General features: G+C 66.5%; 21 protein-coding genes and 1 pseudogene. 8 read left to right on the top strand and 14 right to left on the bottom strand.

Features of this window, described 5'->3' with window-relative positions:
* From HMPREF2716_RS04315 to HMPREF2716_RS04275, 9 genes and pseudogenes are all read right to left on the bottom strand, one after another.
* Nucleotides 1-268 (bottom strand): annotated as a pseudogene (locus HMPREF2716_RS04315) (acetyl-CoA hydrolase); the annotation flags it as partial.
* A gap of 209 nt (nt 269-477) precedes the next feature.
* A complete protein-coding gene (locus tag HMPREF2716_RS04310) occupies nt 478-906 on the bottom strand; it encodes a c-type cytochrome (protein WP_003096511.1) in 429 nt (142 codons plus the stop codon).
* A gap of 203 nt (nt 907-1,109) precedes the next feature.
* A complete protein-coding gene (locus tag HMPREF2716_RS04305) occupies nt 1,110-1,658 on the bottom strand; it encodes a cupin domain-containing protein (RefSeq protein ID WP_003096513.1) in 549 nt (182 codons plus the stop codon).
* 150 nt (nt 1,659-1,808) lie between these two features.
* Nucleotides 1,809-2,882: an alanine racemase gene (gene alr, locus HMPREF2716_RS04300; RefSeq protein WP_003096515.1), complete on the bottom strand. Its 1,074-nt coding sequence runs from the start codon at nt 2,880-2,882 to the stop codon at nt 1,809-1,811.
* Between the two features lie 90 nt (nt 2,883-2,972).
* Entirely contained in the window at nt 2,973-3,326 is a 354-nt protein-coding gene (locus HMPREF2716_RS04295) for a RidA family protein (protein WP_003098273.1), read from the bottom strand.
* On the bottom strand, nt 3,301-4,599 hold the full coding sequence (dadA, locus tag HMPREF2716_RS04290) for a D-amino acid dehydrogenase (protein ID WP_003098274.1): 1,299 nt from the start codon (nt 4,597-4,599) through the stop codon (nt 3,301-3,303). Before dadA ends, HMPREF2716_RS04295 begins: the two co-directional genes overlap by 26 nt.
* A 356-nt stretch (nt 4,600-4,955) precedes the next feature.
* Nucleotides 4,956-5,300 carry a YdbL family probable chaperone protein gene (locus HMPREF2716_RS04285; protein ID WP_003098276.1) on the bottom strand — a complete coding sequence of 115 codons (345 nt, stop codon included), beginning with the start codon at nt 5,298-5,300 and terminating at the stop codon, nt 4,956-4,958.
* Nucleotides 5,301-5,312: 12 nt separating this feature from the next.
* Nucleotides 5,313-5,504 (bottom strand): YnbE family lipoprotein, encoded by a 192-nt coding sequence (locus HMPREF2716_RS04280; protein ID WP_003096523.1) that lies wholly within the window; start codon nt 5,502-5,504, stop codon nt 5,313-5,315.
* A 20-nt stretch (nt 5,505-5,524) separates the two neighbouring features.
* Nucleotides 5,525-8,092: an intermembrane phospholipid transport YdbH family protein gene (locus tag HMPREF2716_RS04275; RefSeq protein ID WP_017001886.1), complete on the bottom strand. Its 2,568-nt coding sequence runs from the start codon at nt 8,090-8,092 to the stop codon at nt 5,525-5,527.
* A gap of 153 nt (nt 8,093-8,245) precedes the next feature.
* Here HMPREF2716_RS04275 and dadR point away from each other — a divergent pair, with 153 nt between their 5' ends.
* From dadR to HMPREF2716_RS04260, 3 genes are all read left to right on the top strand, one after another.
* Nucleotides 8,246-8,734, top strand: a complete 489-nt coding sequence (dadR, locus tag HMPREF2716_RS04270) for a transcriptional regulator DadR (RefSeq protein ID WP_003096535.1) — start codon at nt 8,246-8,248, stop codon at nt 8,732-8,734.
* A gap of 177 nt (nt 8,735-8,911) precedes the next feature.
* The gene (locus tag HMPREF2716_RS04265) at nt 8,912-10,231 is read left to right on the top strand and encodes an NAD(P)/FAD-dependent oxidoreductase (protein ID WP_003161159.1); all 1,320 of its coding nucleotides are present in this window, start codon (nt 8,912-8,914) and stop codon (nt 10,229-10,231) included.
* Nucleotides 10,232-10,316: 85 nt separating this feature from the next.
* Entirely contained in the window at nt 10,317-11,906 is a 1,590-nt protein-coding gene (locus HMPREF2716_RS04260; protein WP_051428811.1) for a phospholipase D family protein, read from the top strand.
* A gap of 3 nt (nt 11,907-11,909) precedes the next feature.
* Here the strand turns inward: HMPREF2716_RS04260 and HMPREF2716_RS04255 are convergent, their stop codons facing one another.
* The gene (locus tag HMPREF2716_RS04255; RefSeq protein WP_023107405.1) at nt 11,910-13,073 is read right to left on the bottom strand and encodes an MFS transporter; all 1,164 of its coding nucleotides are present in this window, start codon (nt 13,071-13,073) and stop codon (nt 11,910-11,912) included.
* Between the two features lie 146 nt (nt 13,074-13,219).
* Nucleotides 13,220-14,713 (bottom strand): aldehyde dehydrogenase, encoded by a 1,494-nt coding sequence (locus tag HMPREF2716_RS04250; RefSeq protein ID WP_003098285.1) that lies wholly within the window; start codon nt 14,711-14,713, stop codon nt 13,220-13,222.
* 229 nt (nt 14,714-14,942) lie between these two features.
* On the opposite strand from HMPREF2716_RS04250, the gene HMPREF2716_RS04245 reads away from it, so the two are divergent.
* Entirely contained in the window at nt 14,943-16,277 is a 1,335-nt protein-coding gene (locus HMPREF2716_RS04245; RefSeq protein WP_017001885.1) for an omega-aminotransferase AptA, read from the top strand.
* Between the two features lie 66 nt (nt 16,278-16,343).
* The gene (locus HMPREF2716_RS04240) at nt 16,344-16,706 is read left to right on the top strand and encodes a cupin domain-containing protein (protein ID WP_003096551.1); all 363 of its coding nucleotides are present in this window, start codon (nt 16,344-16,346) and stop codon (nt 16,704-16,706) included.
* Nucleotides 16,707-16,840: 134 nt separating this feature from the next.
* Here HMPREF2716_RS04240 and rpmG read toward each other — a convergent pair whose 3' ends face one another.
* Both rpmG and rpmB read right to left on the bottom strand, forming a co-directional pair.
* Nucleotides 16,841-16,996, bottom strand: a complete 156-nt coding sequence (gene rpmG / locus HMPREF2716_RS04235; protein WP_003096555.1) for a 50S ribosomal protein L33 — start codon at nt 16,994-16,996, stop codon at nt 16,841-16,843.
* Between the two features lie 11 nt (nt 16,997-17,007).
* Nucleotides 17,008-17,244, bottom strand: a complete 237-nt coding sequence (gene rpmB, locus HMPREF2716_RS04230) for a 50S ribosomal protein L28 (protein WP_003096556.1) — start codon at nt 17,242-17,244, stop codon at nt 17,008-17,010.
* A gap of 354 nt (nt 17,245-17,598) precedes the next feature.
* Here rpmB and HMPREF2716_RS04225 point away from each other — a divergent pair, with 354 nt between their 5' ends.
* Nucleotides 17,599-19,179 (top strand): ABC transporter substrate-binding protein, encoded by a 1,581-nt coding sequence (locus HMPREF2716_RS04225; RefSeq protein ID WP_070621821.1) that lies wholly within the window; start codon nt 17,599-17,601, stop codon nt 19,177-19,179.
* A gap of 25 nt (nt 19,180-19,204) precedes the next feature.
* Complete coding sequence (locus HMPREF2716_RS04220; protein ID WP_003098290.1) at nt 19,205-19,753, top strand: hypothetical protein; 549 nt, start codon at nt 19,205-19,207, stop codon at nt 19,751-19,753.
* 16 nt (nt 19,754-19,769) lie between these two features.
* On the opposite strand, the gene radC is transcribed toward HMPREF2716_RS04220, so the two are convergent.
* Nucleotides 19,770-20,444, bottom strand: a complete 675-nt coding sequence (gene radC / locus HMPREF2716_RS04215; RefSeq protein WP_003096559.1) for a RadC family protein — start codon at nt 20,442-20,444, stop codon at nt 19,770-19,772.
* 139 nt (nt 20,445-20,583) lie between these two features.
* Between radC and HMPREF2716_RS04210 the strand changes: the two genes are divergently transcribed.
* A partial coding sequence (locus tag HMPREF2716_RS04210) for a flavoprotein (RefSeq protein WP_305884706.1) occupies nt 20,584-21,025 on the top strand: 442 nt, incomplete at its 3' end.

Genomic DNA, 21,025 nt, shown 5'->3' with positions numbered 1-21,025 from the left:
CGGGCTGCAGGTAGAACTCCTCGACGCGGATGTTCGCCGGCAGTTCGTCGCGGCGCAGGGCGTGCAAGTAATCCAGCTCCGGGTAGTCGGCGAAGACCCGTTCGGCGAAAGGCTCGAGGAAACGCCGTTGCAGGTCGCCGCCAGCGGCGGGACGCCCCAGGGAAAGCGCGGTATACAGCGTCAGCTGGCGCTCCGGCAGGGTCCGCAGGCGCTGGTACAACGCATTGACCAGTCGGTTGGGCTTACCCAGCCCGAGGGGCAGGCCCATGCGGATCGGGCCCTTGATGGTCTGCAGCAAGTGATCGACTGCGGCGTCGATGGAACAGGTTCGGCTCAAGACGATGCCCTCCGGCGAATGGGTAGCCGGAAGTTTGGACCCTGTTTGCCGGCGGGACGATCCGCCAGCGGGAAAAACCCGCACCGCGGATACGAAAAAGCCGCCAGGAGGCGGCTTTTCGCGACACTGTCCCGGCGTTGTTACAGACCGGACATATGCTTGATCGCGGCTTTCAGCTCGTCGTCCGAGCAATCGGCGCAGGTGCCTTTCGGCGGCATGGCGTTGATACCGGAAATCGCCTTGGCCAGCAGGCCATCGAGGCCGCCCTGCTCCTTGGCGCGCTTGCCCCACTCGGCCTTGTCGCCAACCTTCGGCGCGCCCAGCAGGCCGGTGCCGTGGCAGGTGTTGCAGGTCTTGCCGACGATGTCTTCGCCGGAACGCGCACCGCCGCCACCGGCGGCTGCCGCGACGGCGCCGACGCCTTCGCATTCCTTGCCTTGTACGCAGACCTTGCCTACCGGCTCGAGGCGCTTGGCGATCGCATCGTCAGTGGTCGTAGCCTGAGCGCTTACAGCCCACAGGGCCAACACGGCAGCTTGGGCCGCCAGCATTTTTTTAATCAGGTTCACCCTTACACCCTCATCGTGGCTTATCACACCCGGGCACGATACCGATCACTGCGGGCCGCGCGGGCGGGCGCAAGTATAACGGCAAAGAAAGCCCGGCAGAAACAATTGCACACCCTCGCAAAGCCTTGCGGCATTAGGTCGCAGCCCCGCATGCCCCTTGTCGGCCGGCGCCCTTCGGGCCCGGCGGGGTCTTGTGCTTCAGGTCAGAAATTTGCGGGCGTGGTGGCGCTGATCAAGCGTGCCGGCACATCGTAGGGATTGCGAAAACGGTGCGGCTTGTTGCTCTCGAAATAGTAGCTGTCGCCGCGCTCGAGCACATAGGTCTCGCTGCCGACGGTCAGTTCCAGGCGCCCGTCGACCAGCACGCCGGCCTCCTCGCCTTCGTGGTTGAGCATTTCCTCGCCGGTGTCGGAGCCCGGCGGGTAGGTTTCGTCGAGGAAGGCGATCGCCCGGCTCGGGTGCGCCTTGCCCACCAGGCGCATGGACACCGCGCCGCTGGAAATGTCGATCAGTTCGTCTGCCTTGTAGACAACCTGGGTATGGCTGTCCTGCTCCAGGTCCAGGGAGAAGAACTCCACCAGGGACATGGGGATACCGCCCAGCACCTTCTTCAGCGAACTGATGGAAGGGCTCACGCTGTTTTTCTCGATCATCGAGATAGTGCTGTTGGTGACACCCGCCCGTTTGGCGAGTTCGCGCTGGGAAAGACCTTTGAGCTTTCGGATGGTTTGCAGACGAGCACCGACGTCCAAGGGTGGAGTCCTCCTTATTCTTCTGGCAGGCAAGGCAAAACGAGGCCGCACACGGCTGGCGACCCCAAGTCGGCCGTATCATGGCAACACTGTTCAGTATTTACAACAGATCGGTCGACATGCCTGCGCAAAGAATTCGGAAAGTTTTTCTCAAGCCCCGGAATAGACGCGCGGCACCCTTTTCAGGTTGCACAGCAGCTGGTAGGGAATGCTGCCGAACTGCGCCGCCAGGGCGCCGACCGGCACGTTCGGGCCCCATAGTTCGACCCGGCTGCCCAGCCCGGCCTGGGGATGGTCGGTAAGGTCGACGGTGAGCATGTCCATCGATACCCGGCCAACCAGGCGCCCCGGCTTGCCGTCGATGAACACCAGGGTGCCGTCGGCGGCGTGGCGCGGATAGCCATCGGCGTAGCCCATGGCGACCACGCCGATGCGCTGGCTACGCTCGGTGCTGTAGCGCGCGCCGTAGCCGACCGGTTCGCCGGCCGGCAGGTCGCGGACGCTGATCACCTTCGATTCCAGGGTCATCACCGGGCGCAAGCGGTCGGCCAGCGGATGTGCGCGCTCGAACGGCGTGGCTCCGTAGAGCAGGATGCCCGGACGTACCCAATCGCTGGGCACCTTCGGCCAGCCGAGCACGGCTGGCGAATTGCGCAGGCTGATCTCGCCTTCCAGGCCCTGGCTAGCGGCCGCGAAGGCGGCGAGCTGTTCCTCGGTGCGCGGGCAATCCAGTTCGTCGGCGCGGGAGAAGTGACTCATCATCACGATCTTCGCCACCTTGCCGCTGGCCCGCAGGCGCTCGTGGGCGGCGCGGAAGTCCTCGGGGAAGAAGCCGACGCGGTGCATGCCCGAATCCATCTTCAGCCAGACGTTCAGCGGGCGGGCCAGGCTGGCGCGTTCGATCGCCTCCAATTGCCAGGCGCAATGCACCACGCACCAGAAGTCGTGGGCGACGATCAGCTCCAGCTCGGACGCCTCGAAGAAGCCCTCCAGCAGCAGGATCGGCTGGCGGATACCGGCCTCGCGCAGCTCCAGGCCCTCCTCGATGCAGGCCACGGCGAAGCCATCGGCCTCGGCCGCCAGCGCTTCGGCACAGCGCACCGCGCCGTGGCCGTATGCGTCCGCCTTGATCACCGCGAGCGCACGGGCGCCGGTGGCCTCGCGGGCCAGCCGATAGTTGTGACGAAGGGCTTGCAGGTCGATCAGGGCACGGGCGGGGCGCATGGCGACGGGTCTCTCTTCAGCGAGGTGCGGCATCGCGCACCTTTCATCAGGCGAAAAAAAGCCCGGCTCTCCGGCCGGGCCAGACAAAACTCAGGGCAGCGCAGCGACCACCGACATCTCTACCAGGATCTCCGGCTCGCAGAGCTTGGCTTCGACGGTGGCGCGCGCCGGCGCGACGCCGCGCGGCAGCCACTGGTCCCAGACGCGGTTCATGCCTTCGAAGTCGGCGTCGATGTCCTTCAGGTAGATGGTCACCGAGAGGATCCGAGTCTTGTCGGTGCCGGCCTCTTCCAGCAGACGCTCGATGGCCGCCAGGGTCTCGCGGGTCTGCTGCTCGACGCCCGCGGACATGTCCTCGCCCACCTGGCCCGCCAGGTAGACGGTGCCGTTGTGGACGACGATCTGGCTCATACGCTCGTTAGTGTGCTGGCGCTGGATGGGCATTCTTGGCGTTCTCCGGGGAATTGCTGTAGCGGGAAATATCCAGGCCTTCGGTACTGATCTGCGGGCGCTTCTTCGCCATCAGGTCGGCCAGGTAGCGACCCGACCCGCAGGCCATGGTCCAACCCAGGGTGCCGTGGCCGGTATTGAGGAACAGGTTGCGGTAGCGGGTGGCGCCGACGATCGGGGTGCCATCCGGGGTCGCCGGGCGCAGGCCGGTCCAGAAGGTCGCCTGGCTGATATCGCCGCCCTCGGGATAGAGGTCGGTGGTGATCATTTCCAGGGTCTCGCGGCGGCGCGGGTTCAGCGACAGGTCGAAGCCGGCGATTTCCGCCATGCCGCCGACGCGGATGCGCTGGTCGAAGCGGGTGATCGCCACCTTGTAGGTCTCGTCGAGGATGGTCGAGGTCGGCGCCATCTCCGGGTTGGTGATCGGCACGGTCAGCGAATAACCCTTCAGCGGATAGACCGGAGCCTTGATACCCAGCGGCTTGAGCAGTTGCGGCGAGTAGCTGCCCAGGGCCAGCACGTAGTGGTCGGCGGTGAGCAATTCGCCGTTGACCAGCACGCCGTTGATGCGGTCGCCGGCGAAGTCCAGGCGCTCGATGTTCTGGCCGAAGCGGAACTCCACGCCCAGGCCCTTGGCCATTTCCGCCAGGCGGGTGGTGAACAGCTGGCAGTCGCCGGTCTGGTCGTTGGGCAGGCGCAAAGCGCCGACCAGCTTGTCGGCGACCTTGGCCAAGGCCGGCTCTACGCGGGCGATGCCATCGCGGTCGAGAACCTCGTAGGGCACGCCGGAGCGCTCGAGCACGGCGATGTCCTTGCCGGCGGCGTCCAGCTGCGCCTGGGTGCGGAACAGTTGGGTGGTGCCGAGGGTGCGGCCCTCGTAGGCGATGCCGGTCTCGGCGCGCAGTTCGTCGAGGCAATCGCGGCTGTACTCGGACAGGCGGACCATGCGCTCCTTGTTCACGGCGTAGCGCTCGGCGGTGCAGTTGCGCAGCATCTGCAGCATCCAGGCGTACTGGCTGGGATCGGAGGTGAGCTTGATGGCCAGCGGCGCGTGCTTTTCCAGCAGCCACTTCATGGCCTTCAGGGGAATGCCCGGGGCTGCCCAGGGCGAAGCGTAGCCGGGAGACACCTGGCCGGCGTTGGCGAAGCTGGTTTCCAGCGCGGGACCGTCCTGACGGTCGACCACCACCACCTCGAACCCGGCACGGGCCAGGTAATACGCACTGGCGGTACCGATGACACCGCTGCCAAGGACCAGAACTCGCATTGTCGCCTCCCACGTCGCGGAGGAACCGCGGACGTTTGTTATTTTGAGCGTGTAGATGCGCGCAGTATAGGAAGAGGCAGGAAGAAATAATCACCAATTTTAGGCGGTTACTCAGGTAAAAAACCGGACAATTAGGGGTTTTACCGAGGCGCATCCACCATAAAACTGGAAAAATACCGCATATTTAAATGATCGAACTCAGGCCGGGAGTCGCTTTTTCGGGAAAGCCTGTCGCAGAAGCCATGGAAAACGGCAGGAGTCCCTGAAGGAACCGCTCGCGACAGGAAAAATTCCGCGGACACTGCCCGGCCCTTGCGACCGGAGCAGCGTCCCAGAGCGCTCGCGGAGCCTTCGCGCTATTTCTTCACCCACTTGCCGCCGACCTGGACGTACTGCCCGGCAGGGGTTCTCTCCATCGCCTTCTTGCCGGCCATGGCCTCCACGTCGGCCAGCGAAGCGCCGCTGCTGTTGGCCACCTTCTGGTATTCGGCACGCCGCGCGGCATTGATCTGCGCGGCGATGTCCGCCGCCTGGCCGCTGTTGCTGACCACGCCAAGGTAGCCGTCCGCCTGCTCGCCGACCAGGCCCTGGGCCTTGGCGCCGCCAAGGGCCGACATGGCCTGGCCGAGGTCCATCGCCATGGCGGAAAGGCTGATGCCGAGGGCCAGCAGGGCGATACCGAGTTTGCTACGGGTTGTCATGGATCCGCTCCTTTAGAACAGGCCGCTGTTCTCGTTGATGATGCCGTCCAGAGCCTTGTCGACCTTGATGTAGATCTCGTGCTCGATTTTCACGTTGAGATTGATGTTGATCGGCTCGCTGGGAGCCGCCAGCTGCACGGTGGGCGTGCAGGCCATCGTCAGGCTGCCCAGCAGCAGGACAGCGAATAGAGCGCAGAGGCGCATCGGGGGTTCTCCTGTATGGCTCATGGCGCCGAAGCCTTGCGTTTCTGCATGCGCTCCTGCACACGTTGGCGAATGGTTTCGCTGACCCGGTCGCTCAGTTGCAGGCTGGTCAGCAGTGCCGGGATATCCTCCTCCAGATTGACGTTGAGGTTGACCGGGCGCCCCTTCTCCAGGTCCGGGTTGCTGCCCTGCAAGCGCAGGCCGAGCAACAGCTTGCCGTTCTCATGATAATCGACGCTGCTTTGCAGGACGTCGTAGTGGAAATCGTCGAGGGCATCGGCGACCAGCTTCATCCCCGGGTTGCTGCGCCCCAGCGCCTCGATCTTCGCCGAGCGGAAGCGCAGGTAGCCGGGCTCGCGGGCCTTGACCTGGCCGCCGGAGACGCTGGGCTTCCAGCGGTTCAGCATCAGCGGCAGCTCGCCGTCCAGGGCGCCTTCGCCGGCCAGGCCCTCCGCCGGATAGACCCGGAAAATCTCGCCGAGTTGTATGCCCTGGATACGCAAGGCGAACTTCTGCTCAGCCTGACCCAGGCGGATGCTCCCCGCGGGGACCGAGGCCTGCCCGCCGAACAGGCCGCTCTGCAACGTCTGCCAGCTCAAACGGCCGCTGCCCGGCGCGGAAAGCGGGGCCTCATAGCGCCCGCGGAAACTCACCGGCCCCAGCGGCAGGCCGGGATTGGCCTCGGCCAGGCTCAGGCCGGGGCTGTCCAGGCTCAACTGACCGCCACGCAGGCGCAAGGCCAGGCTGCCGCCCAGCCCCTTCAGCTCGCTGCGGTCGTAGATACCGTCGAGGCCTTTCAGAGTCAGGTCCAGGTCGAGGGACGAGGCGCCCGCCGCATCGAGCTTCCAGCCGGCCGCGGCGGTCGCTCGCCCATTGCCCAGTTCGAGCAGCCCCGGCCAGTCGGCGAGGGTCGCGGCCAGCGGATTGCCGGTACGGAAGAACACCTCGGCCAGCCTGGCGGAGAGCGCCAGGGGCGTCTTCGCGTCGCGCTGCAGCTGGATGTCCGCCGCCAACCCCGCGCCGTTGCTCAGCCGTCCCTTCAGGCTGGTGCGCTCGAGGGTGGTGTCGAGCGGCCCCTCGAAGGTCCAGGCCAACGGTTTGAGGTTGGCCTGGCGGAGTTGTCCGACCTGCGCCTGCAGCGGCCCGGCGAAATGCAGCGCCAGCGGCTGGTAGGCCAGTTCGAGAGCGGCCCCGGCGAGGTCGAGGCGGGGCTGGCCAAGGTGCAGCGTCGACGGCTCGGCCAGGGACGCCGCCTGCAACCGCGCGCCCCTGCCGAAGGAGAGGTTGGCGCGCTGCCCGTCCAGCCGGCCCTCCAGGGGAATCTCCGCGACCAGTCGCTCGGCTTTCCAGCCCAGGTATTGCAGGCGCGGCGCGTCCACCTGCAAGCGACCCTCCACCAGCCTGGCGGCCCACGGCGAGATGCCCAGCAGGTCGAGCCGCGTCTCCAGCTTCAGCGTACTCGCGCCCTCGCTGGTGAACGCCAGGCGCAACGCGGTGACGCTATCGGCATCGCGCTCCAGCGGCTCGCTGCGCAAGCCCAGCGCGCTCGGCCGCAACTCGGCCGGCAGCGCCTGCAACCACTCGCCGTGCAACTGGCTCAGGCGCAAGTCGCTGCGCAGCTGGCGTGGCAACCAGGCGCCCTCGTCTCCATCCAGTTGGACTTGCAGTTCGCCCTGTACATTACCCAGACCGGGCAGCGGCCAGGCTTGCGGAGCCTGCACCAGCAGCGCCGCCGAGCCACCGCCGTCGAGCACCCGGCGCGGCTCCAGCCAGTCGCTGCCAGGCGCCAGGCGGATCGTCCAGTCCGCTTGCAGACGCAGGGCTTGCGGTGCGTCGGGCAGGCGCTGGGCTTCCGGCAACCAGCGATTGAGCCAGACCACCAGGCCACGGGTGTCCGGCAGGCCGGGCGCCTCCAGGCGCCCCTGCCAGAGGCCGTCGCCATCGGACGGCGCGAGCTGGCTGTCCAGCGTCAGCAGCGCCTGCCGGTCGAGTTGCGCGCGCGCCCGCAGGCGCCAACCGGTAGGCTCCTCGAAGAGCTGGGCGTCGAGCTGGGCCTGCTGCGCCTCTTGTTGCAGGCGCAGTTGCGCAGCCAGCGGAAACAGCGCTCCCGATGGGCGGCCGATGTCCAGCCCGCCGTCCTGCTCGCAGCGGCCGGCGGGACAAGGCAGGTCGAGATGGAAGCGTTCGAGGTGGATCTGTTCCGGCAGCCAGGCGAGGGTCTCGCGCAGGGACGTCCAGTCCAGCGCAGCGGAGTCGTCGTCGGAACTCGCGGCAGCCGGTTGCCAGGCGAGCGCCACTTGCTCCACGCGCAGGCCGGGTAGACGCGGACGCCAACCCGACAGCCCGGGCCAGCGCAGCAGCGCGTGTTCCACGTCCAGTCGCAGGCTGGCGCCATCCGCGCCGCGCCGCTCCAGCGCCAGCCGTCGCAGCCCGATGCCTTCGGCGGACAGGCCCAGGCCTTGCCACTCCAGGCGCTCGACACCCTGCTCGCGCAACAGGCTGCGCCAGGCATGCCAGCCGTAGCCGAACGCCAGCAGCAACAGCACTGCAAATACCAGCAGCAACGTCGTCCTTCTGCGCAAACGCATGTCCTACCTCTGTCCGTTGCCGACCCGGCCAAGGGTGGCGGGGCCCTCGTGCAAGATCAAGGCGTTTTCCCTGGCCAGTGTTTTTCCCTGCTTTCGACGTTATATTGGCGGAAAATTTCCGGATTTTCCGAGCCAGACGGGGAGCCTCCATCCATGCGTACCCAGCATCAGAGCAAGCGCGAGCTGGACAAGATCGACCGCAACATCCTCCGCATCCTGCAGGAGGAAGGTCGCATTTCCTTCACCGAGCTGGGCGAACGCGTCGGCCTCTCGACCACACCCTGCACCGAACGCGTGCGCCGCCTGGAGCGCGAAGGCCTGATCATGGGCTATCACGCCCGGCTCAATCCGCAGCATCTGAAGGCCAGCCTGCTGGTGTTCGTCGAGATCAGCCTGGACTACAAGTCCGGCGATACCTTCGAAGAGTTTCGCCGGGCGGTGCTCAAGCTGCCCCATGTGCTGGAATGCCACCTGGTGTCCGGCCACTTCGACTACCTGGTGAAGGCTCGCATCTCGGAAATGGCGTCCTACCGCAAGCTGCTCGGCGACATCCTGCTGAAACTGCCGCACGTACGCGAGTCGAAGAGCTATATCGTCATGGAAGAGGTCAAGGAGTCGCTCGACCTACCGGTTCCGGATTGACCCATGACGCGCTCCGGGAGTCCGCCAGGACTCCCGGCATAGACGGGAAACACCGTCTTTTCTGTACACGATCCCCGCAACACCTCGCAGTTTTTTCCTTTTTCGCCCTTGGCGAGCGCCTCGACTGACGTTTATGCTCCGTCAAATTTTCCACACATAATAATCAGGATTTCACACATGAACGCCCGCGTTCACCAGCCGGTGCATACCGCCCAACACGCCCCCTCCTACTACGCCGCCACGCTCAACCGACGCATCGAGTGCCCTCCCCTGGCCGGCGAAGAACAGGCCGACGTGTGCGTCGTCGGCGGCGGCTTCTCGGGAGTGAACACGGCGTTGGAACTGGCCCAGCGCGGCTTCTCCGTGGTCCTGCTGGAAGCGCACCGGATCGGCTGGGGCGCCAGTGGACGCAATGGCGGCCAGTTGATCCGCGGCGTCGGCCATGACGTCGAGCAGTTCCTCCCGGTGATCGGCGCCGACGGCGTGAAGGCACTCAAGCTGATGGGCCTGGAGGCGGTGGAGATCGTCCGTCGCCGGGTCGAGCAGTACGCCATCGACTGCGATCTGCGCTGGGGCTACTGCGACCTGGCGAACAAGCCCGGCGACTACCAGGGCTTCCGCGAGGACATGGAGGAACTCCAGGCCCTCGGCTATCGCCACGAGATGCGCCTGGTGCCGGCCGCGGAGATGCGCAGCGTGGTCGGCTCCGATCGCTACGTCGGCGGCCTGGTGGACATGGGCTCTGGCCACCTGCACCCGCTCAACCTGGTCCTCGGCGAAGCCGCCGCTGCCCAGTCGCTGGGCGTCCGCCTGTTCGAGCGCTCGCCGGTGACGCGGATCGACTACGGCACGGAAGTCCAGGTGCATACCGCCACCGGCAAAGTGCGGGCGAAGACCCTGGTGCTGGGCTGCAACGCCTACATGAACGACCTCAACCCGCTGCTCGGCGGCAAGGTACTGCCGGCCGGCAGCTACGTGATCGCCACCGAACCGCTGGACGAGAAACTGGCCCGCCAACTGCTGCCGCAGAACATGGCGGTGTGCGACCAGCGCGTGGCCCTCGACTACTACCGGCTCTCCGCCGACAACCGCCTGCTGTTCGGTGGCGCCTGCCATTATTCCGGCCGCGACCCCAGCGACATCGCCGCCTACATGCGGCCGAAAATGCTGGAGGTATTCCCGCAACTGGCGAACGTCCGCATCGACTACCAATGGGGCGGCATGATCGGCATCGGCGCCAATCGCCTGCCACAGATCGGCCGCCTGCCGGGGCAGCCCAACGTGTACTTCGCCCAGGCCTATTCCGGACACGGGGTGAACGCCACGCACCTCGCCGGGCAGTTGATCGCCGAAGCCATCGGCGGCCAGCAGAGCGACGGCTTCGACCTGTTCGCCAAGGTGCCGCACATCACCTTCCCCGGCGGCAAGCTGCTGCGCTCGCCACTGCTGGCGCTGGGCATGGCCTGGTACCGGCTGAAGGAAAAACTCGGTAGCTGAGCCCATCCGAGGCTCGGTGGATTCTGAAAAAATCAGGCGGGGCATCGCTCTTCCGAGGAAAACTCCTAGAATTCGCACGACCGGGATGAGCCGGTCGTTCGAGTTTCCACGGGAGATATCCTTGCTTCGCCGATTCATCCTGCTGGCCCTCCTGGCCCTCTCCGGCTGCGCCAGCACTCCTCCGCCGCAACCGTCGTCGGCACTGCCCGCCGAGGGTACCTGGCTGGCCAGGCAGGCCGAAATCCAGGGACGCGACCACCCCGGCCAGTCCGGCTTCCACCTCCTGGGCGCCAGCGAGGATGCCTTCGTCGCCCGCGCGGCGCTGATTCGCGCAGCCCAGCGCAGCCTCGACATCCAGTACTACATCGTCCACGACGGACTGACCACGCGCGCCCTCGCCTACGAGTTGCTCAAGGCAGCCGACCGTGGCGTGCGGGTACGCATCCTCATCGACGACACCGCCAGCGATGGCTGGGACTACGAGATCGGTGTGCTCTCCGCCCATCCGAACATCCAGGTGCGCCTGTTCAACCCGTTGCACCTGGGCCGCGCCACCGGCATCACGCGAGGCGTCGGCCGCCTGTTCAACCTGTCCCAGCAACACCGGCGCATGCACAACAAGCTGTGGCTGGCCGACGGCACGGCGGCCATCGTCGGCGGACGCAACCTCGGCGACGAGTATTTCAACGCCAAGCCGGAGATGAACTTCACCGACCTCGACCTGCTCGGCGTCGGCCCCATCGCCAACCAGCTCTCGCACAGCTTCGACCAGTACTGGAACAGCGCCATCAGCCGGCCGATCGAGGATTTCCTCTGGCGCGCGCCCTATCCCGGCGAACTGGAGTCGGCCCGACGCAAGTTGCAGCGCTACCTGCGCAAGGAGTCGGTGAAGGAGTCCGGCTACATCCGCCACCTGTTCGACCGCGGCGACCAGCCACGCCTGGGCAACTGGCTGGAGAATCTCACCTGGGCCCGCGCCGAGGCGATCTGGGATGCGCCGCTGAAGGTATTGAGCCGCGGCGAGCCCGACCCGCACCTATTGCTCAGTCCGCACCTGGCGGGCCTGTTCAAGGGCGTGCAGAAGGAACTGATCCTGGTCTCGGCGTATTTCGTTCCGGCCAAGGACGGTCTCAACTACCTCACCGGCAAGGCCGACAGCGGCGTCCGCGTGCGCCTGCTGACCAACTCCCTGGAAGCCACCGACGTGCCCGCCGTGCATGCCGGCTACGCGCCCTATCGGATGGCGCTGCTTGAGCATGGCGTTAAGCTCTACGAGCTGCGCGCCAATCCCGACCAGCCGCTGAGCGGCGCGCCCTGGCGCCTGCACGGATCGAGCAGCGCCAGCCTGCACAGCAAGGCGATGGTCTTCGACCGGCGCAAGGTATTCATCGGTTCGTTCAACTTCGATCCGCGCTCGATCCTGTGGAACACCGAAGTCGGGGTCATCGTCGACAGTCCGCTGCTGGCCGAGCAGGTCCGCCAACTGGCGCTGGAGGGCATGGCGCCGAGCGTCAGCTACCAGGTGCGCATCGACCGCAGCGGTAGCCGGCCGAAGCTGGTCTGGATCGATGAGCGCGACGGCCGGCCCCAGGTCCTGCGCCACGAGCCGGGCAGCCTGTGGCGACGCCTGAACGCCTGGGTCGCGGGAATGATCGGACTGGAAAAGATGCTCTGAGGGTCACTCGGAGGCCTCCAGGCCGGTCGCCTCCTCGTCCGCCGGAATCGCCCCGCGCAGCCGCACCAGCACCACGAAGCCCGCCGCGCCGAGCGCCATCATCAACGGCAGGGCGTGACCGCTGATCCACTGGCTGGCGGCGCCGGTGGCCAGCGGGCCGAGCAGGCAGCCGATGCCCCATAGCTGCGCGACATGGGCATTGGCCCGGACCAGGGCATCGTCTCGGTAGCGCTCGCCGATCAGGATCAGCGCCAGGGTGAACAACCCGCCGGCGCTGGCCCCGAACAGCACCAGCAGCGGCCAGATCAGCGGCGTCTGCAGCAGCAGGGGAATCGCCAGGCTGCTCAGCAGCAGCACCAGGCCGCAGCCGCCGAACAGGCCGCTGCGCGAGACCCGGTCGGCGAGCCAGCCGATCGGCAGCTGCAACAATGCATCGCCCACCACCACGGTACTGACCATGGCCAGCGCCACCGCTTGCGGAAAGCCCTGGCGCAACCCGTAGATCGGCAGCAGGGTGAGGATCATCGCCTCGAAGGCAGCGAACAACACCACCGCCCAGGCGATCGCCGGCAGGCCCCGGCAGAAGGCCCACAAACCGCGCCCGGAGGCGCTGTGCGGATCGACCCTGGGCGCACCGCCGCGGCCCAGCAGCAGCAACGAGCCAGCAATCAGCAGGCAGACGCCGAACCAGAAGCCACGGTCGTCGGCGGTACCGATGAAGGTCAGCAGTACCGGCCCGGACAGTTGGCTGAGGGCGTAGCCGGTGCCGTACAGCGCGACCAGCCGGCCACGCCACTTCTCCACCGCCAACTGGTTGATCCAGCTTTCCCCGAGGATGAACACCACGGTGAGCTGCACGCCGATCAGCAGGCGCAGCAACAGCCATACCGGGTAGCTCTGCAGCAGCGCCAGCAGGCCGACGGAGGCTGCCCCGGTGAGCAGGCACAACTGCATCAGCCGCGGCGTGCCGACGCGCGCGGCGAGGCGCCCGGCGATCATCGCGCCGAGCAGCACGCCCACTGCCGGCGTGCTGGCCATCACGCCGATGGCGAAACTGCCGTAGCCCCAGCTCTCCAGGCGCAACGAGACCAGCGGCATGGTCAGGCCAAGGGCGAGGCCGATGCTGATGACTGCGGAACAGACGGCGAAATAGCTTCCCCAACGCATTGCGATTCTCCCGTTGGCACCCCGGAAGCCTTGCCGGGGCGAGCGGATATATCCGGCGCACGAAGCACAGCGGCCGGGCTTCCAGAAGGAAACCCGGCCGCGGGTGTGGCTCGAGAGAGCCGGCCCGGAAGGGCCGACCTAGGCGATCAGAGCTTGATCCAGGTCGCCTTCAGCTCGGTGTACTTGTCGAAGGCGTGCAGCGACTTGTCGCGACCGTTGCCCGACTGCTTGAAGCCGCCGAACGGAGCGGTCATGTCGCCGCCGTCGTACTGGTTGACCCAGACGCTGCCGGCGCGCAGGGCCTTGGCAGTCAGGTGCGCCTTGGACAGGTTGCTGGTCCAGACCGCCGCCGCCAGCCCATAGGGCGTGTCGTTGGCGATGCGCACGGCTTCCTCGGCATCCTCGAACTCGATCACCGAGAGCACCGGGCCGAAGATTTCCTCGCGGGCGATCTTCATCGCATTGGTCACGCCGTCGAAGATGGTCGGCTCGACGTAGGTGCCACCAGTTTCTTCCAGGGTCCGCTTGCCGCCGGCGACCAGCTTGGCGCCGTCGTTGTGACCGGCCTCGATGTAGGACAGCACGGTGTTCATCTGCTGGGTGTCCACCAGCGCGCCGACGTTGGTTTCCGGATCCAGCGGGTTGCCCGGTTTCCAGCCCTTGAGGGCCTCGATCACCAGGGGCAGGAACTTGTCCTTGATGGAGCGCTCCACCAGCAGGCGCGAACCGGCGGTGCAGACTTCGCCCTGGTTGAAGGCGATGGCGCCGGCAGCGGCTTCGGCGGCGGCCTTCAGGTCCGGGGCGTCGGCGAAGACGATGTTCGGGCTCTTGCCGCCGGCCTCCAGCCAGACGCGCTTCATGTTCGACTCGCCGGCATAGACCATCAGTTGCTTGGCGATCTTGGTCGAACCGGTGAACACCAGGGTGTCGACATCCATGTGCAATGCCAGCGCCTTGCCTACCGTGTGGCCATAGCCCGGCAGCACGTTGAACACGCCTTTCGGAATGCCGGCCTCGACGGCCAGCTGGGCGATGCGGATGGCGGTCAGCGGCGACTTCTCGGAGGGCTTGAGGATCACCGAGTTGCCGGTGGCCAGGGCCGGACCGAGTTTCCAGCAGGACATCAGCAGCGGGAAGTTCCACGGCACGATGGCGGCGACCACGCCGACCGGCTCGCGGGTCACCAGGCCCAGCTCGGCATGGGGAGTGGCGGCGACTTCGTCATAGATCTTGTCGATCGCCTCGGCGCTCCAGCGCAGGCTGTTGGCGGCGCTGGCGACGTCGATGTGCAGCGAGTCGCTGATCGGCTTGCCCATGTCCAGGGTTTCCAGCAGGGCCAGCTCCTCGGCGTTCTCCAGCAGCAGATCGGCGAAGCGGATCATCGTCTGCTTGCGCTTGGCCGGCGCCAGGCGCGACCAGGCGCCGGAATCGAAGGCATTGCGGGCGACCTTGACCGCCTGCTCGGCATCGGCCAGGTCGCAACTGGCGACCTTGGCCAGGAAGCGGCCATCCACCGGGCTCAGGCAGTCGAAGGTCTCGCCGGAGGCGGCGTTGCTGTATTCGCCGTTGACGAAGGCTCGGCCTTCGATCTTCAGGTCTTTGGCGCGGGCTTCCCAGTCGGCGCGGGTCAGGGTGGTCATGACAACGTGTCCTCTTATTGGTGTTCTGGGCGCCTGGGAGACAGGCGCGCTGTCAGATTCTGCAAGGCGGGCGCGCGGCCCGTGGTGTCCGCCACCCTAAACCAGAGCAGCGCCTGTTTTCAATATATTTGACAGGAACCCCTCTAACTCCCTTGTCACGTTCATTATTTTAAACATAGACTCGCCCGGACTAGCGTCTTCATCCCTCGCGTGCAACCTGGGTGGCCCTATGACAATGAATAACGAGCCGCAGTCGAGCAGCCTCGACAACTTCTGGATGCCCTTCACCGCCAACCGCCAGTTCAAGGCGCGGCCGCGCCTGCTGGAAAGCGCCGAAGGCATCCACTATATCGCCCAGGGCGGGCGCCGCATCCTCGACGGCACCGCCGGCCTCTGGTGCTGCAATGCCGGCCACGGCCGGCGCGAGATCAGCGAAGCGGTGGCCCGGCAGATCGCCACCCTCGACTACGCCCCGCCGTTCCAGATGGGTCACCCGCTGCCGTTCGAACTCGCCGCGCGGCTGGCGGAAATCGCCCCGCCGGGCCTGAACAAAGTATTCTTCACCAACTCCGGCTCGGAATCGGCGGACACCGCGCTGAAGATCGCCCTTGCCTACCAGCGCGCCATCGGCCAGGGCACCCGCACCCGCCTGATCGGCCGCGAACTGGGCTACCACGGGGTCGGCTTCGGCGGCCTGTCGGTAGGCGGTATGGTCAACAACCGCAAGGCCTTCTCCGCCAACCTGCTGCCGGGGGTCGACCACCTGCCGCACACCCTGGACGTCGCCCGCAACGCCTTCACCGTCGGCCTGCCCGAGCATGGCGTGGAAAAGGCCGAGGAGCTGGAACGCCTGGTGACCCTGCACGGCGCCGAGAATATCGCCGCGGTGATCGTCGAGCCGATGTCCGGCTCGGCCGGCGTGGTGCTGCCGCCCAAGGGCTACCTTCAGCGGCTGCGCGAGATAACCCGCAAGCATGGCATCCTGCTGATCTTCGACGAAGTGATCACCGGTTTCGGCCGCGTCGGCGAAGCCTTCGCCGCGCAGCGCTGGGGCGTCGTCCCGGACCTGCTGACCTGCGCCAAGGGGCTGACCAACGGCAGCATCCCGATGGGCGCCGTATTCGTCGACGAGAAGATCCACGCTGCCTTCATGCAAGGCCCGCAGGGCGCCATCGAGTTCTTCCACGGCTATACCTATTCCGGCCATCCGGTAGCCTGCGCCGCCGCCCTGGCGACCCTGGACATCTACCGTCGCGACGACCTGTTCCAGCGGGCCGTCGAACTGGAAGGCTACTGGCAGGACGCGCTGTTCAGCCTGCGCGACCTGCCCAACGTGGTCGACATCCGCGCCGTAGGCCTGGTCGGCGGCGTGCAACTGGCGCCGCACGCGGACGGCCCCGGCAAGCGCGGCTACGACGTCTTCGAGCGCTGCTTCTGGGAGCACGACCTGATGGTCCGGGTGACCGGCGACATCATCGCCATGTCGCCGCCGCTGATCATCGACAAGCCCCACATCGACCAGATCGTCGAGCGCCTGGCCCAGGCCATCCGCGCCAGCGTCTGATCCAGGCGGGCGGCTGGCGCCGCCCTGCCCCCCAACTGGCCAGAACCACAAGAACCGAGAGTCAGCATGAACATCGAACAGATCGTCGACTTCGCCCAGGCCAACAGCGCCCCGGAGCACTACAGCCCGGCGCCGGAGAAAATCCTCAAGGGCGACCCGAAACAGAGCGTGCGCAACCACTACGGCAGCCCCTGCGGGCAGTTCAACGCCGGTATCTGGGAAGGCGCCGTGGGCCAGTGGACGGTGAACTACACCGAACACGAGTACTGCGAGATCATCCAGGGCGTCTCGGTGCTGCGCGACCGGCACGGCAACGCCAAGACCGTGCGCGCCGGCGACCGCTTCGTGATCCCTGCCGGCTTCCAGGGCACCTGGGAAGTGCTCGAAGCCTGTCGCAAGGTGTATGTGATCTTCGAAGCCAAGGCCTGAGCCCCGGCTGCATCCAGAATGCTTGTTCCCCTTGCCCGCCACCTGGCGGGCTTTTTTGTGCGCGGCCCGGGGTTCGTACGCCGGAAATGAAAAAGCCCGCCAGGTGGCGGGCTTTTCGCAAGGTGCCGGATCAATTACTTGATCTTGGCTTCCTTGTAGATCACGTGCTGACGAACGACCGGATCGTACTTCTTGATCTCGATCTTCTCAGGCTTGGTACGCTTGTTCTTGTCGGTGGTGTAGAAGTGGCCGGTACCGGCGCTGGACACCAGACGAATCAATTCACGCATGATTCAGCTCCTTAGAATTTTTCGCCGCGGGCACGCAGGTCAGCCAGGACGGCCTCGATGCCACGCTTGTCGATGATACGCATGCCCTTGGCGGAAACGCGCAGACGTACGAAGCGCTTCTCGGACTCGACCCAGAAACGGTGGTGCTGCAGGTTCGGCAGGAAACGGCGGCGGGTTTTGTTGTGTGCGTGGGAAATGTTATTCCCGGTAACCGGACCCTTACCGGTTACTTGACAGACTCTAGACATGCCTCAGCCCTCTATAACCTCATGCCCAACCCGGCATGGGTTGGCTGCTTTAACTCAAGTTCGATACTCAGTTTCACCGGGGTCTTACCCGCTGCATCCCGACGAAGGAGAGCGTGGCCCCAGAAAAGAGCGCAGCTTTATATCAGAAAGGCGCCCCGCGCCGCAAGGGTGAAGACCATGGCGCAGCCGCGGCCCGCCTCACTGCGGGCTTCGCACCGCGGCCGTTCGTCGCCTTGCCTCGTTGTCGCTGCCCGCCGCATGGTCTAGGGTAGCGATTCAAGGTCGCCAACGGCCTTGCATGACTGCGCCCAACCGCTGCGGATGGGCATGTTAACCGTTCGAATGGAGCCCGTCATGCGCCTCGCCGCTTTCTCCCTGTTCCTCGCCCCCCTGCTGCTCGCCCAGCCCGCCGCCGCTGCCGCCTTGAGCGTGTGCACCGAAGCCAGCCCCGAGGGCTTCGACGTGGTCCAGTACAACTCGCTGACCACCACCAACGCCTCGGCCGATGTGCTGATGAATCGCCTGGTCGAGTTCGACGCCGGCAAGGGGACGGTGGTGCCATCGCTGGCCGAGCGCTGGTCGGTGTCCGACGACGGCCTGAGCTATCGCTTCGACCTGCGCCAGGGTGTGCACTTCCACAGCACCGCCTACTTCAAGCCGAGCCGTACGCTCGACGCCAACGACGTGGTGTTCAGCTTCCGGCGCATGCTCGATCCGGCCAATCCCTGGCACAAGGTGGCGCAGAACGGCTTCCCGCACGCCCAGTCGATGCAACTGCCGGAGCTGATCAAGCGGGTGGAGAAAAGCGGCGACCACCAGGTGCTGTTCGTTCTCGACCACCCCGACGCGACCTTCCTGCCGATGCTGAGCATGGGCTTCGCCTCCATCTATTCGGCGGAGTACGCCGACCAGTTGATGAAGGCCGGAACCCCGGAAAAGCTCAACGCCGCGCCGATCGGCAGCGGCCCGTTCGTGTTCAAGCGCTTCCAGAAGGACGCGGTGGTGCGCTACGCCGCCAACCCCGAGTACTTCGCCGGCAAGCCGGCGGTCGACGCGCTGATCTTCGCCATCACCCCGGACGCCAACGTGCGCCTGCAGAAGTTGCGCCGCGGCGAATGCCAGATCGCCCTGTCGCCGAAGCCGCTGGACGTGGAGAGCGCGCGCAAGGACGCCAGCCTGAAGGTCGAGCAGACGCCGGCCTTCATGACCGCCTTCGTCGCCCTCAATACCCAGCATCCGCCGCTGGACGATCCCAAGGTGCGCCAGGCGATCAACCTGGCCTTCGACCGCACCAGCTACCTGCAGGCGGTATTCGAAGGCAGCGCCAGTGCCGCCACCGGCATCTATCCGCCGAACACCTGGAGCTATGCCAGGGATATTCCCGCCTACCCGCACGCCCCCGAACAGGCGCGCAAGCTGCTGGCCGGCAAGCAGCTTCCCGAGCTGAACATCTGGACCCGCCCGTCCGGCAGCCTGCTCAACCCCAACCCGAGCCTCGGCGCCCAACTGCTCCAGGCCGACCTGGCGGAGGCCGGGATCAAGGCCAACATCCGCGTCATCGAATGGGGCGAGTTGATCCGTCGCGCCAAGAACGGCGAACACGACCTGCTGTTCATGGGTTGGGCAGGCGACAACGGCGATCCGGACAACTTCCTCACTCCGCAATTCAGCTGCGCCAGCGTCAAGTCGGGGCTCAACTTCGCGCGCTATTGCGACCCCGGCCTGGACAAGCTGATTGCCGACGGCAAGGCCGCCAGCAGCCAGGAACAACGCACCGGTCTGTACCACCAGGCGCAGAAACTGATCCACGAACAGGCGCTCTGGCTGCCCCTGGCCCACCCGACCGCCTTCGCCCTTACCCGCCAGGAGGTGCAGGGCTACCAGGTCAATCCGTTCGGTCGCCAGGATTTCTCTCGGGTCGCCGTGAAACGCTGAAGGCCACGCCCGGGAGAACCCAGCGATGGATCTCGACCGTCTCTACCTGCCGCATTGGCAGTTCAGCGAACACCACCAGCGGCTGATCGACGCGCCGGCCGCAGCGGTACTCGACGCGGTGGAAGACCTGCTGCGCTTCGACGACCCGCTGGTGCGCGCCTTCCTCGTCCTGCGCGAAGCGCCGGGAAGGCTGGCCGGCCTGCTGGGCCGGCGCAACGACCTGGCCGGCCGCCCACGCTTCGGCCTGCATGAGTTCACCCGCCTGGAGCGCCGCGCCGACCAGGCCATCGCCTACGGCCTGGTCGGCCGCTTCTGGCGCGCCGACTTCGCCCTGGAACGCATCGCGGACGGCGAGCATTTCCGCTGCTACGACCAGCCCGGAGTGGCCAAGCTCGTGCTGTGTTTCCGTTGCACGCCCAGCGCCAGCGGTACCCTGCTGCACACGGAAACCCGGGTGTTCTGCCCTGATCGCGCCAGCCGCCTGCGCTTCACCCCCTACTGGTTGGCGATCCGCCCGGTCAGCGGGCTGATCCGCCGGCGCCTGCTGGCGGGCATCGAGCGGCGCCTGGGCTGAGCCCTTCGTCGAACGCTCACAGCCAACCGTATTCGGCCAGCGACAGCGGCTCGCCGTCGCCGATGATGAAGTGGTCGAGCACCCGCACGTCGATGAGCGCCAAGGCTTCCTTGAGGCGCGCAGTGAGCTGGCGGTCGGCGAGACTCGGACGGGCGTCGCCGGAGGGGTGGTTATGGGTCAGGATCAGCGCCGCCGCGTTGTGCGCCAGGGTGCGCTTGACCACCTGGCGCGGGTAGACGCTGGCGCCATCGATGCTGCCCTGGAACAGCACCTCGAACGCCAGGACCCGGTGCCTCGTGTCGAGGAACAGGCAGGCGAACACCTCGTGCTGCTCGTGGCGCAGGCGCGCCTTGAGATAGTCGCGCACCGCCTGCGGGCTCTCCAGTATCGAATCGCGACGCAGGCGCTCGGCCAGGTGGCGCCGGCCCATCTCCAGCACGGCCTGCAATTGCGCATACTTGGCCACGCCGAGCCCGAGATGGCCGCAGAACGAGGCGAGGTCCGCCTCGAGCAGGGCACGCAGCCCGCCGAACTCGCTCAACAGCCGCCGCGACAGCTCGACCGCACTGCAACCGGTCACTCCCGTGCGCAGGAAGATCGCCAACAGCTCGGCATCGGAAAGGGCCGCCGCGCCCTGCTCCAGAAGCTTCTCCCGAGGCCGTTCGGCTTCGGGCCAATCGCGGATGCTCATTCGCTTTCCCCATCGAGCCCGCCCGCTGTTCCCGTGCGGACGCTGTGCTATCTTAGCCCATCCTTTTTGCGCGGCAGACGACCTGGGGAGGCGCGTTTGCCGAAGCGCATGTCATCCATTTCCTTATTAAGGCAAGCCTATGCAGCGGCTCTATCGGAAACGCATCGTCCTCGGCGTGGGCGGCGGCATTGCCGCCTACAAGAGCGCCGAACTGGTCCGCCGCCTGCGCGACCAGGGCGCTGAAGTCCGAGTGGTGATGACCCAGGGCGGCCGCGAGTTCATCACGCCCCTGACCCTCCAGGCGTTGTCCGGCCATCCGGTGCATACCGATCTGCTGGACCCGGCGGCGGAAGCCGCGATGGGCCACATCGAACTGGCCCGCTGGGCCGATCTGGTGCTGATCGCACCGGCTACCGCCGACCTCATGGCGCGCCTGGTCCAGGGCGTGGCCAACGACCTGCTGACCACCCTGGTGCTGGCCACCGACGCGCAAATCGCCCTGGCACCGGCGATGAACCAGGCCATGTGGCGCGACACCGCGACCCAGGCCAACGCCGAGCTGCTGCGCCAGCGCGGCTTCC

The sequence above is a fragment of the Pseudomonas sp. HMSC076A11 genome (assembly GCF_001810205.1).
In the GTDB taxonomy this organism is placed as follows: domain Bacteria; phylum Pseudomonadota; class Gammaproteobacteria; order Pseudomonadales; family Pseudomonadaceae; genus Pseudomonas; species Pseudomonas aeruginosa.
Note: the sequence above shows the minus strand (reverse complement) of the source record. Positions and strands in the feature narration are given on the sequence as shown.